Source organism: Gemmatimonadaceae bacterium, assembly GCA_019752115.1.
Taxonomy (GTDB): Bacteria; Gemmatimonadota; Gemmatimonadetes; order Gemmatimonadales; family Gemmatimonadaceae; genus Gemmatimonas.
Window position 1 is genome coordinate 147,394 of record JAIEMN010000020.1, and the last position, 12,056, is coordinate 159,449.

General features: G+C 68.7%; 9 protein-coding genes. 7 read left to right on the forward strand and 2 right to left on the reverse strand.

Annotated elements, in window-relative coordinates:
• Nucleotides 1–108: 108 nt before the first annotated feature.
• The 7 genes from K2R93_10400 (at nt 109) to K2R93_10430 (ending at nt 9,622) form a co-directional block, all read left to right on the forward strand.
• A complete protein-coding gene (locus tag K2R93_10400; protein MBY0490238.1) occupies nt 109–1,494 on the forward strand; it encodes a 1-acyl-sn-glycerol-3-phosphate acyltransferase in 1,386 nt (461 codons plus the stop codon).
• 20 nt (nt 1,495–1,514) lie between these two features.
• Complete coding sequence (locus tag K2R93_10405) at nt 1,515–3,500, forward strand: ATP-binding cassette domain-containing protein (protein ID MBY0490239.1); 1,986 nt, start codon at nt 1,515–1,517, stop codon at nt 3,498–3,500.
• Nucleotides 3,501–3,552: 52 nt separating this feature from the next.
• Nucleotides 3,553–5,805 carry a hypothetical protein gene (locus K2R93_10410; GenBank protein MBY0490240.1) on the forward strand — a complete coding sequence of 751 codons (2,253 nt, stop codon included), beginning with the start codon at nt 3,553–3,555 and terminating at the stop codon, nt 5,803–5,805.
• Between the two features lie 34 nt (nt 5,806–5,839).
• Complete coding sequence (locus tag K2R93_10415) at nt 5,840–6,352, forward strand: hypothetical protein (protein ID MBY0490241.1); 513 nt, start codon at nt 5,840–5,842, stop codon at nt 6,350–6,352.
• Nucleotides 6,353–6,540: 188 nt separating this feature from the next.
• Complete coding sequence (locus K2R93_10420) at nt 6,541–7,056, forward strand: DinB family protein (GenBank protein ID MBY0490242.1); 516 nt, start codon at nt 6,541–6,543, stop codon at nt 7,054–7,056.
• Between the two features lie 138 nt (nt 7,057–7,194).
• The gene (locus K2R93_10425) at nt 7,195–8,409 is read left to right on the forward strand and encodes an aminotransferase class I/II-fold pyridoxal phosphate-dependent enzyme (protein MBY0490243.1); all 1,215 of its coding nucleotides are present in this window, start codon (nt 7,195–7,197) and stop codon (nt 8,407–8,409) included.
• 199 nt (nt 8,410–8,608) lie between these two features.
• Nucleotides 8,609–9,622 (forward strand): YncE family protein, encoded by a 1,014-nt coding sequence (locus K2R93_10430; protein MBY0490244.1) that lies wholly within the window; start codon nt 8,609–8,611, stop codon nt 9,620–9,622.
• On the opposite strand, the gene K2R93_10435 is transcribed toward K2R93_10430, so the two are convergent.
• Together K2R93_10435 and K2R93_10440 are read right to left on the reverse strand one after the other, a co-directional pair.
• Complete coding sequence (locus tag K2R93_10435; protein ID MBY0490245.1) at nt 9,619–11,550, reverse strand: amidase; 1,932 nt, start codon at nt 11,548–11,550, stop codon at nt 9,619–9,621. The genes K2R93_10430 and K2R93_10435 overlap by 4 nt on opposite strands.
• 142 nt (nt 11,551–11,692) lie before the next feature.
• Nucleotides 11,693–12,043 (reverse strand): antibiotic biosynthesis monooxygenase, encoded by a 351-nt coding sequence (locus tag K2R93_10440; GenBank protein MBY0490246.1) that lies wholly within the window; start codon nt 12,041–12,043, stop codon nt 11,693–11,695.
• Nucleotides 12,044–12,056 lie beyond the last annotated feature (13 nt).

Sequence of the window (12,056 nt, forward strand, 5' to 3'; positions counted from 1 at the left end):
ATCCGGGCCGCGATGCCGGTGGCAGATCTTGATTTACGCGGAACTCCGACCGCGGGAGTCTGTGCGTGGCACTACGAAACGGCGGTCTGGGGCGTCATTGTATGCACCATGTCCGCCGCCCTCCCCTCCGCCGCCCCGACTGGCTCGCCCGCGTTTCGCCGGGCCATCCGCTGGGTCTCGGCGCGCTGTCTGGGGTGGTTCTATCGCGAGACCTGTGTGCTGCACGCCGATCGCATCCCGGCGGATGGACCGGTGCTGTTCATCGGCAACCATCCCAATGACCTGCCCGATGTGCTGCTCGGGTATCAGGCCACCGCCCGGCCGCTTCGCTATCTCGCCACGATCTCGGCGGCGACCTCGTGGCTGTCCCGGAAGACGTACGAGTGGCTTGGGGTGATCCCCGTCGCCCGGATCCGCGACATGCGAAAGATGCAGGCGGCCGGTGCGGACGTGGTGGCGATCAACCGGGCCGCGACCGACGCGGTGGCGGCGGCGCTGGCCGCCGGTGAGATCGTCGGGGCGTTTCCCGAGGGCGGCGTTCGCGATACCTGCGCCCTGGCTGATTTCAAGATCGGTGTCGCGTCGATGATCCTAAAGTACATCGATACTGGCGCAGAAAATGACGTCACTGTCGTACCGTTCGGGATCCAATACGAAGCGCCGAGACACTACGGGAGCGATGTCTGCACCCTGATCGGCGCGCCCTTTTCGGTTCGCCGGTGGCTCGCCTCCCAGCCCGACGCCGAGCGCGGCGCGGGCGGGCTGACGCGCGCCATGCACGCGGCGGTGTCGGCGGTCACGCGAAATGCGCCGACCTGGGAGGCCGCCGAGCGTCGCGACCAGCTGGTGGCCGCGCTGGCCGGTCGGCGGGCGCCGCGTGATCCGGTGCGTGCGGCGCCGGGGTTTGTCGCCACTGCGACGGCCATCGCGATCGCCGAAAGCCCGGAGTCCATCGAGTGCCACGCCGCCGCGCGCGCGCTCGCGAACGCGGTCGCGAAGGCCGGCGGCATTCCGACGTCGTCCGTGGATCACGCCCGCCTGCTCTTTGCGCTGGATGTGCACGAGCAGGCGGCGCCGGTGCCGACCATCGTGATCTGGATGGGGCTGCCGGCCGCCCTGATCGGCTGGGCGGTGCACGGCCCGCTCTTTCTGATCATCCGCTGGCTGGCGGATCGGGCGGCCAAGGAGCGGGCGGATGTGGTGGCCCTTCGCTTCGTGCCTGGCCTCTATGTCGCCGCGGTCTGGTATCTTCTGCTTGGCATCGCCGGTGCGCTCGCGCTCGGGGCGATCGGCTGGTCGCCGCTCTGGGTGCTCCCCGTCGTGATGCTCATGCCGCGCTTCGGGGATCTCGCCGTGGGATGGCAGCGCTGGTTCACCGCCTGGCGGATCGTGCGGCGCGTGCACCAGTGGGGGACGCCGGAGCGCATGGCGCTCCGCGACGCATCGGCGACGCTGGACGCACGCTGGGAGCGCGCCGCGGCGCGCTCCGCGTAAGCGCCGATTAGACTGCGCGCATGACGCTCATCTCCATCGGCAACGTTGGCGTGGAATTCGGCGCGACCGAGATCTTCCGCGACGTCACCATGACCATCGCGCCCGGCGATCGCTGGGCCGTGGTCGGACGCAACGGCACCGGCAAGACCACGCTCGTCCGCCTCATCACGGGCGACGTGGCGCCCACCAAGGGGACGGTGGCGCGCATGCCGGGGCTGCGCGTGGCGCTTATGGATCAGCATCGGCGCTTCCCCGAGCAGATGCCGCTTTGGGACATCGTCGCCGACGGCTTTGGCGAACTGCGGCAACTCGAGCACTCGCTGGCAGAACAGGCCAAGCGCCTTGAGACCGATCACAGCGACGCCGCCATGGCCAAGTACGGCCGCGATCTCGAGCGCTTTCAGCACGAGGGCGGCTACGAAATGGCGGCGCGCGTGGATGCGATGCTGCAGGGCATGGGGTTCGATCCCGCGCTCGCGCGTGTCACGACCATTGGCACGCTCTCCGGGGGCGAACGCGGACGCATTGCGCTCGCGCGGCAGCTCGCCACGCCGGCTGATCTGCTCATTCTCGACGAGCCCACCAACCACCTCGATCTCGAAACCACGGCGTGGCTCGAACAGCATCTCGCCGAGAGTGAACGCACGATCCTGTGCATCTCGCACGATCGCGCCTTTCTCAACGCCTTTGCCGATCACGTGCTGCACTTCGAGGGCGGCACCGCCTTCTTCTACACGGGGGGCTACCAGAGCTTCGTGCAGCAGCGGGAAGAGCGCCGACTCACGCAGCAGCGCCAGTTCGACAAGCAGCAGGCCAAGATATCGTCGGAGATGGACTACATCGCGCGCAATCTGGCCGGCCAGAACACGCGGCAGGCAAAGGGGCGTCGCAAGCTGCTCGCGCGCATGCCGCGCCTGTCGGCCCCCATCGGCGCTGATGCTGTCATGTCGCTCAAGCTCGAATCGGGGAGCCGCAGCGGGGATCGCGTGATCGAGGCCAAGGATGTGGTCGTTGGTGTTCCCTCGCCCACCGGACCGCGCACGCTCGTGCGTGATGTCACCGTGGTGATGGAGCGCGGCGAAGTCATTGCGCTCGTGGGGCCCAACGGCGCCGGAAAAAGCACCCTCATCAAGACGTTGCTTGGCGAGCATCCGCCGCTGGCCGGTGACGTGAAGGTTGGCCAGAGCACTACGGTGGCGTACTACCGCCAGGATCTCGCGCATCTGCCGCTCGACAAGACGATCTACGACGCGATCGCCGATGAGCGCCCGCTCTGGGAGCGGCGGCAGGTGCAGGGGCATCTCGGCCGCTACGGCTACAGCGGCGATGAGGTGCAGCGCACCATTGGGACGCTCTCCGGCGGCGAGCGCGCCCGCGTGGCCATGGCGTTGCTGACGCTCTCCACGAACAACCTGCTGATCATGGACGAGCCCACCAACCACCTCGATGTCGAAAGCATCGAGGCGTTGGAAGATGCGATTGATGGCTACGAGGGGAGCGTGCTCATCGTGAGCCACGACCGCGCCGTGCTGCGCGGGCTCGCAACGCAGGTGTGGGAGCTCCGCGGCCAGGAGCTCAAGATCTTCCCCGGCCCGTTCGTGGAGTGGGAGCAGCTGCGCGCGGAGCGGTTGGCCAGCGAGGCGCTGCAGCAGCGCGCCGAGGCGCAGCGCGAGGCCGAGCGGGTCGGCAAGGAACGCGAGCGCGCGGAGGCGGCGCGTCAGAAGGCGGCCGGCGCATCCTCCGGTGCCCCCACCGGTGACCTCCGGAAACAGATCCGCGCCGCCGAGAAGGCGCTCGCCGACGCCGAACTGCGGGTGAGCACGCTCGAAACGTCCATCGCCGAACTCACCGCGAAGCTGGAAGACCCCACGCTCTACGACACGCCGGCCGGGATCCAGAAGGCCACGCAGTGGGGCAAGCAACTCGACGACGAGCGGGAAGCGCTCGACGAGGCGATGCACGCCTGGAGTGTTGCCGAGGAAACGCTCGCAGCGCTCAAAGGGTAGGCGGCCACTGTTCCTGCAACTTTGGCGCGACGCCGGGCGTACGACGTCGCGTATGCGACTCTCGAACTTCCGACTTCTGGCAATTGTGGGGGCCGCCCTGTTCGGCGGCACCGTCCTGCGCGCACAGTCTGCGTCGTCGTCGGCACCGCCGCCGCTCGCGCCCGCGCTGCGTGATCTGGTGGCGCGGGCGAGCCGCAACAATGCGCTCCCGCCGGATCTCATCTCCTATCGCGCCACGGCCGAAACGGAGATCTCCATTCTGCTGCGGCGCGAAGAGGGCACCGAAGCGGTCGCGGCGGTAGAGCAGGTGGCGAGCACGTTGCGCTGGAATCGCACCGGCGCGTACGAGCAGCATGTGACCGGCTATCGCAATCAGCAGATCGGCGCCAACGTGTCGATGCTGTCGATCTTCCGCACGGGGTGGCTCAACCCGTCGCTGTACGGCAATCGGCTACGCGTGCGGCGTGAGGGCGCGCCCGACAGTGTGTCGCGACGGCGCGTCGCGGGGCCGGGGATGCGCGCCGCCCGTGCCGGCGTGCGCCGCGATGGGGCGGATACGATTCCCGCCGTGCACCCGCTCGCCACCGACCGCGAGGGGTACTACGCGTACAGCGGCGGTGACACGGTCGTCACCATCACCGCCGGTGATCGCGTGATCCACATTGCGCAGCTGCGCGTGCAGCCCCGCAAGGATCTCACGAAGAACGTCGTGCTGTTCGACGGCGAGATGCAGCTCGACGCCGATCGCGCGACGCTGGTGCGCCTGCGCGGCACCTTTGTGCGCGTGAACGGCCCCAAGCGCGGTCTGGCTGGCGCGATCGCCGATGCGATCGCGTTCATCGACTACGAGAACGGCGAACGCCTGGGCAAGTTTTGGCTGCCCGCACGCCAGCGCTTGGAGCTGCAGGCCATGTCGCCCCTGCTGGGCGACGGTCGCGCGGTGGCGCGCATCGTGTCGAAGTTCGCCGATATGCAGGTGAACGACACCACGCTGAGCGCGGAAACGATGGCGGTGGCCGACTCGCTGCGCGCGCTGGCGCGTCGCCGACTCACCTATGCCACCTCGGACTCGCTCACGCGCTTTGGGGGGTGGCGCGCCTCGATCGGCGCCATCTCGGAAGGGCTGCACAGCGACGACTTCGATGCCTTCGCGCCCGATCGCATGCGCCCCACCGGCCCCCCGCGGCTCGACTTCACGGCGCCGCGCGCATCAGACGTGTTCCACTTCAATCGCGTCGAAGGGGCGTATACCGGCGCCGGCGTGAAGCTGGCGCTGCGTGACCTCGCCCCCGGTGTGGTCGTGCGCGCCAACGCCGGCTACGCGTGGGCGGAGCAGACGGTGCGTGGGCGCCTCGCGGTGACGCGCACGCGCGGCCCGTGGCAGCTCGAGGCCCGCGGCGGACGGTCGATGGACATCACCAATGACTTCCGCGCGCCGTTGGACTCGGGCAATACCTTCGGCGCGCTCTTTTCGCTCGATCCCTACGACTATGTGTCGCGCAACAGTGCGACGCTGGCCGCGGTGCGGCAGATCGGCCGTCGTCGCGCCCTGCTGCGCGCTGAGGTGGGGTACGCCGACGATCGGTACCGGCCCAGCCAGTATGTGCGCGGGCCCTTCGGGGGCGAGGCCTATCGCCCCAATCGTGGTGTGACGCCCGGCAGCTACGTGCGGAGCGCGTTCCTCGCCGAGTGGCATCCGGACAACGCGGCCGAGTCGGCGCGCCCCGGGGTCGGTGCACGGGCCAGCTACGAACGCGGCGATGGCACGCTCACGTGGCAGCGGGCGGAGCTCCGCCTCTCGGCGCGGCGGCCGATCGGCCCGATCGTCGCGATCACGCGGGCCGATGTCGGGATCGTCACCGGCGGCGTGATTCCCTCGCAGCAGCTCTTCGAGCTCGGCAAGTACCAGAACCTGCCGTACTACGACGACAAGCAGTTCGCCGGCTCGCGTGCGGCGGCGCTGCGCGCGAGTCTGCAGTACACGTCCCCGTTCCTGCGCAATCCGATCCGGTTGGGCCGCTCCCTGTTCCTGCCCGCGATCGCGCCGGGGCTCAGTGTTGGCGTGCAAAGCGGGTGGGCCGACGCACCGAGTGACGCGGCGCGCGCCGCCATCGCCGGGTTGGCGGTCGTTGACCCGCGTGTGCTGGCGCTGGTGCGCCCGGTCGCCGAGCCGACCGGCCGCATTCGCGCCTCGATGACCGCCGGCCTCCGTTTCTTCGGTAACGGCCTCTTCGTTGGCGCCACGCGCCCGGTCGATCAGGCCGCGCCGTGGAAGGCGCTCGTCGCCTTCGGGCAGAACTGGTAACGGCGTGCCCGCGCGGGCGCGGTAGATTGATCGCATGGCTGCGGATCTTCTCCTGCGCTTCAAGCGCCACGCCGATGCCACGTCGCTGACGTGCACGCGCCGCGACGGCAGCACGACCTGGCAACGCTTCGACGGCCCCACGGCGATGGTCTTCCCGGGGCACGATCTCACACACTACGCGGTCGAAACCGTGCTCGGCTTTGGCGCCGGCTTCTACGGCCTGCTCGCCGATGGCTGGGAGATCCGCGACTTTGCCGCGCCCTGGCCGCGGGGCGAGATCCCCGCGGAGGCGCGCGAGGTCGAGCTCATCGTGGGGTTCTTCGACAGCGATCGCCGGCAGGGCGATGTGTGGACGGCCGCCGAGTTCGAGGCGCACGCCGAGCTGTTCATCGGCGCCGCGCGCGCGCGCGGCAAAGCTGTCCCGCCCCGCACGCGGGTGCTGACGGATGCCGACATCGCCCGCGTGCGCGCCGTCCGCGACCCCCTGCTGGCGCAGTGGTACGGGCTGGGAGTGGGGGAGGCGATGGAGTTGCAATTCAACCGCTAAAGCCCAGAACGAACCCACAACCCACCCACAACCCACGACCAAAAGCCCGAGACCCAAAAACTGATCAGTTCTGGGTCTCGGGTTTTTGGTTCTGGGTTGTGGGTTGGTTCTGGGTTTGGTGGTACAACCAGCGGATTCCCTCGCGACCAGCGAAATTGCGGGCATCCCACCTTTTCCCGGAGTCGCTCATGTCCCGTTCTGTGCTTGCTGTCGCGCTCGTTCTTGCCGCTGCCCCCCTCACGGCCCAGGCGCAGGACCCGGTCCTGGCGGCGGTGAAGGAGAACTGGAAGGGGATGATCACCAACGTCACCGCGGCCGCTGAAGAAGTGACGGAGGCGAACTACAGCTTCAAGCCGACCCCCGAGGTGCGCTCGTTCGGGCAGCTTATCGGGCACGTGGCCGGTACGCAGAACCTCATTTGCGCGGCGGTGCTGGGTGACAAGGTGCCGGCCGAAGACGCGATCGAAAAGACGGCCAAGACGAAGGCCGCCCTGGTGGCGGCGCTCAAGGCGTCGACGGCGTACTGCGACAAGGCGTATACGCTCGCGCCGGCCAAGTTCGGCGACAGCATCGAGATGTTTGGTGGCAAGCAGACCAAGATCGCGGCGCTGACGCTCAATGCGGTGCATGACGGCGAGCACTATGGCAACATCGTCACCTACATGCGCCTGAAGGGCATGGTGCCGCCGTCGAGCAAGCGATAAGTCCTGACGGTCAAGGCCACCGAACGGCTCGCACAGAGCTCACAAGGAACCACAGAGGGCACCGAGGACTGCAATCCTTGGTGCCCTCTGTGGTTCCCTGTGTACTCTGTGCGAGCTGTTTGTTGTTAAAATTAGGGCATGCTGCCTCACCTGCTGCCCAGCCGCCGTGAGTTCTCCGGCGATGACCTGATCTTCACCCTCAACGCGAAGGCGCAGAAGCGCATCGCCGAGGGCGCGTCCGTCATCAACGCCACCATTGGCGCGCTCTACGACGACGCGGGCAAACTGGTCGTGCTCAATACCGTGATGGGGCAGTGGCAGCAGCTGACGAGCGGCGAGGTGGCGCCGTATGCACCGATCGGCGGTGATCAGACGTACCTGCTCAACCTGGTGCAGCGCCACTGGCCCGACATCACCAAGGTGACGGTGGGGGTCGCGTCGCCCGGTGGGTCCGGCGCGCTGGCGCTGACGCTCAAGAACTTCCTCGAGCGCGGCGATACGGTCATCACGGCGGCCCCGTACTGGGGGCCGTACAGCACGCTGGCCATCGAAAACGGGCAGCAGCTCAAGACGGTGCCGTATCCCGATGTGCACACCGGCATCGACATCGGCGCCTGGGAAGCCACCTGCCGTGATGTGCTCGAAGCGCAGGGGCGCCTGCTGGTGTGGCTCAACGATCCGTGCCATAACCCCACCGGGCGCAGCTTCACGCGCGCCGACCGACAGGCGCTGATGGACATGCTGCGCGATCTGTCGAGCCAGGGGCCGGTGACGTTCGTGCTCGATCTCGCGTATCTCGACTACGCGCGCGACCCGCAGCAGGTGCGCGAGGCGCTCGACCACTACGCCGCCTTCGGCCGCGAGGGGCAGGTGCTGGTGGGCGCGTGTCTGAGCCTGTCAAAGGCGTACACGCTCTACGGCGCCCGCGCGGGGGCCCTCGTGTTCCCGTGGACGAACGAGCCCGCCCTGCAGGCGGCGCTCATCACGAGCTGCCGCGGCACGTGGAGCAACTGCGCGCGCGGCCCGATGAGTGTGCTCAATCGCCTGTCGAAGGATCCGGCGCTCCAGGCCGCGCTCGAAGTGGAGCACGCGCAGTGGCGCACGCTGCTGGCCGATCGCGCGAACGCGCTCGACGCCGCGCTCAAGGCCGAAGGATTCCCCGGCGCGGTGTACGATGGCGGCTTCTTCGTGACGCTCGACGGCGGCCCCGACCCGATGGCGACGTGCGAAAAGATGCAGGCGCACGATGTCTTCGTGATCCCGCTCCCCGAAGGCCTGCGCGTGGGGATCTGCGCAATGAAGGCGGCGGATGCGGCGAAGTTTGCGACGGCGTATGCTTCGGCGATGAGATAGGAACAGCGTATACGTACTGCGCATACGTGGAGCGCATACGTGGCGCGCATACGTACGGCGCACACATACCGCGGTTGCGCTTCACGTATGCGCCCCACGTATGCGCCCCACGTATGCGCCCCACGTATGCGCCCCACGTATGCGCCCCACGTATGCGCCCCACGTATGCGCTTCACGTATACGCCCCTCACTCCCCCCAATGCCCCGCCGCCTCCTCCTCGCCCTCGCCCTCGCCTCCTCCGTCGCCAGCGCCCAGCGCGCGCCGAGTGGCACCTTGGTGGCGTCGAACATGGACGCGCACACGGTGTCGCTGGTGGACATTGCCAGCGGGCGCACGCTCGCGACGACGCCGGTGGGGACGGGGCCGCATGAAGTGGCGGTGTCACCCGATGGGAAGCAGGCGGTGGTCGCGATCTACGGCAATCGCGAGTCGGTCGGGAGTTCGCTCGCGGTGTTCGACCTCACGAAGCCAATGACGCCACCGCGGGTCGTGGAGCTCGGGGCGGGCAATCAGCGGCCGCACGGACTCGCGTATCTCCCCGACGGGCACTCGCTGCTGGTGACGGGGGAACGGGCGCAGCGGCTGCTGGTGGTGGATCTCGCCACCGGCGCGATCGATTCGACGATGGCCACGAAGCAGGCCACGACGCACATGGTCATGCTGACGCGCGACGGGCGGCGGGCCTTCACCACGAATATCGTGGCGATGAGCGTGAGCGCGATCGATGTGCCGACGCGGACGGTGGGCGCGCCGTACGCAGTCGGCGCGCGCATCGAGGGGATCGCGATCACCCCCGACGGTGGCGAGGTCTGGGTGGGCGGCAACGAGTCGCATCAGGTCTACGTGCTCGACGGCGTCACCGGCGCGAAGCGCGCGACGCTCGATGGCTTCGGCATGGCCTATCGCCTCGCGATCACGCCCGACGCGAAGACGGCGGTCGTCTCCGACCCGGGGAGTGAACAGATCCATCTGGTGGACGTCGCGTCGCGTACGATTCGGACGACGATCCGCGTGCCGGCGGTGCTGCCTGCCGAGGGCGAGCACCCATCGCCGCAGGGGATCGCGCTGTCCCGCGATGGCGCGTATGCGTACGTCACGCTCAAGGCCGTGGCGAAGGTGGCGGTGGTGGATACGAAAACCGGCAGCATCGTGAAGACGCTGCCGGTGGGGGCGGGCTCGGACGGTGTGGGGGTGTCGCCGCTGACGCGCTAGCGGCTCGGCGACAGTGGTCGCTCCACCACTCCCGCATTCGTCACCAGCCGCACACTGAGGCGCCCTGCGGCGTAGGCGTCGCGATCCGCCGCCGTGAGCGGGAGAACGCCGGCGTGCACGGATTCATCCGGACCGAGTAGACGCGCCACCACGCGGGTGGCACTGTCGGCGATCGTGATGCGCGCGAGCGCCGGTGCGCTGCCGCTGGTGCTCGACGCGGGACCGGTAAGCGTACCACCGCCGCGGCGCATCAGCACCACGGTGGCATTCGCCCCCGGACCCGGCGCGCGCAGGCGGCTCTCCCAGCGGAGTTCGTTGCGCAGCAGGTCCACGGTGATCGTGCTGGTGGCCTGCACCGCACCACGGGTGGTGATGATCGTGCGCCCCGCCATGACCGGTGCCGCCCCGTTCACCAGCGCCGGCGTGGTGGTCGGCGCTCGGCGCCGCGCGCCGGTCTGCTCGTAGGCGAAGGCGAGCGCCACCAACCGCTCATCGCTGAACCCCTTCCCAAGCAGTTCGACGCTCACCGGGAGTCCATCCGCCGTGAAGCCCACCGGCATGGCGATGGAGGGCAGACCACTCTGCGCACCGAGCGGGCACGTGCTGCCGCCCTGCACCTGTCCGGGGAACACCGGCTTCTGCCGCACCGTGGGGTACACGAGCGCGTCAAGCTTGAGGGAGTCGAGCAGGAACTCGACGCGCATACGGAGGGCGCGCTGGCGCGCGAGCGTGGTGCTGTGCGCGGGATTGGGGATCGCGGGGAAGGTATCCACGGTGCGGAACCGCACCTCGAGTTCCCTGTCGAACGCCCCGCGCGCGAGGATCTCGCCCATGCTGTGTACCGGCGCGTTGGGCACGCCGGCGAGATAGGCGGCGATGTCGCTCTTCATCTCCATGTTGATCACGCTCGTGTTGGCCAGCAGCGTATCAAACTCCGGCATCGCCACATCCAGCACGGTCGCGCCTCGTGCGCGCATCGTCGAGACCGCCGCGCGAATGCTGTCGGCAATCTCGGCGTCGGTATCGCGGAAGTAGGGCAGCAGCACACCCAGTCGCGCGCCCTTGAGTGCGTCCTTATCGAGCGCCGCCTGAAAGCGCGGGCGCTTGTCGCGAATCGCGCGCGTGGTCGTATCGCTCGGGTCGAAGCCCACCGTGGCGTCGAGCGCGATGGCGAGGTCCGTCATGGTGCGTGCGAGCGGCCCGCCGATGTCCTGCGTGTGCGAAAGCGGCACGATGCCTGTGCGGCTCACCATCCCGATCGTGGGGCGGAGGCCAAAGAGCGCACCGAAGGCACTCGGGATGCGAATGGAGCCACAGGTGTCGCTGCCCCACCCCACCGCCGCAAAGCTCGCCGCAATCGCCGCGCCTGTCCCGCCACTCGAGCCCCCGGGACAGCGCGCCGGATCATACGGATTGCGCGTCTGCCCGCCGAGCGAGCTGATGCTCGTGATGCCGGCGGCCAGTTCGTGCATGTTCGACTTGGCCAGCACGATCGCGCCCGCCGCGCGCAGCTGCTGCACCACGAACCCGTCCTTCGCCGGACGGCTGTTCGCGAGCGCGAGCGATCCGGCCGTCGTGGGGAGGTCGCCGGTGTCGTAGTTGTCCTTGAGAATGATCGGAATGCCATGCAGCGGCCCGCGCACCTTCCCCGCCTTGCGCTCGGCATCCAGCGCCGCCGCTTCTGCGCGCGCCTTGGGGTTCACCCGGATGATCGCATTCAGTGCGGGACCCGCATGATCATAGGCCCGGATGCGGGCGAGATACTGATCGACGAGCGCCACACTCGTCGTGCGCTTGGCGCTGAGTGCCGCCTGCAAGTCGGTGATGCTGGCCTCCGTGACTTCGACGGGGCTGGTCTGCGGGCGCGCTTGCGCGTGGGCCGCGGAATGCAGCAGACCAAGCAGGGCGAGGACAGTGACACGGCGCATGGCAGCAGGCGTTCGGGGGTGAGACAGGGTTGGTTGAACTGATTTCATCCAAGGCATCCACGATTTCCGAGGCACCCGCGTGTCGCATCGCGGTTGCCTTGGGTTCCCTCGGATCGCTTGGATGTGATCAGTTCACGATCGATCAGTCGGCACGAGAAACCGTCGGCGCCGCGGGCCGCTCGAGCATCTCAAAGCCCAGTGGCCCCGGAAAGTGCGCGCGCAGCTTCACGCTGCGCCGCGGCTCGGCCATCATCGGCTCGACGGCATCACGCCACCGCGCGTAGTGCGCCATCGCCTTGTGGGCGGCCGGCGCGTCTTCGGTGCGGTACACCTCGATCAGCATGAAGCGCGCCGGGTCGTCGAGCTGCTGCAGCACGTCGAAGCGGGCGATGCCCGGTTCCTGCACGCTGTGGCGGGCGTTGTCGAGGCTCGCCGCCTGGAAGGCGTCGATGAATTCGGGGCGCACGTGGACGTGCACATGAACGATCAGCATGGCCAGGACTCCA

Coding starts and splice junctions, on each gene's coding strand:
- K2R93_10415 (MBY0490241.1), top strand. CDS start 5,840: ATGGCTGCGGATCTTCTCCTGCGCTTCAAGCGCCACGCCGATGCCACG.
- K2R93_10430 (MBY0490244.1), top strand. CDS start 8,609: ATGCCCCGCCGCCTCCTCCTCGCCCTCGCCCTCGCCTCCTCCGTCGCC.
- K2R93_10405 (MBY0490239.1), top strand. CDS start 1,515: ATGACGCTCATCTCCATCGGCAACGTTGGCGTGGAATTCGGCGCGACC.
- K2R93_10425 (MBY0490243.1), top strand. CDS start 7,195: ATGCTGCCTCACCTGCTGCCCAGCCGCCGTGAGTTCTCCGGCGATGAC.
- K2R93_10410 (MBY0490240.1), top strand. CDS start 3,553: ATGCGACTCTCGAACTTCCGACTTCTGGCAATTGTGGGGGCCGCCCTG.
- K2R93_10400 (MBY0490238.1), top strand. CDS start 109: ATGTCCGCCGCCCTCCCCTCCGCCGCCCCGACTGGCTCGCCCGCGTTT.
- K2R93_10420 (MBY0490242.1), top strand. CDS start 6,541: ATGTCCCGTTCTGTGCTTGCTGTCGCGCTCGTTCTTGCCGCTGCCCCC.
- K2R93_10435 (MBY0490245.1), bottom strand. CDS start 11,550: ATGCGCCGTGTCACTGTCCTCGCCCTGCTTGGTCTGCTGCATTCCGCG.
- K2R93_10440 (MBY0490246.1), bottom strand. CDS start 12,043: ATGCTGATCGTTCATGTGCACGTCCACGTGCGCCCCGAATTCATCGAC.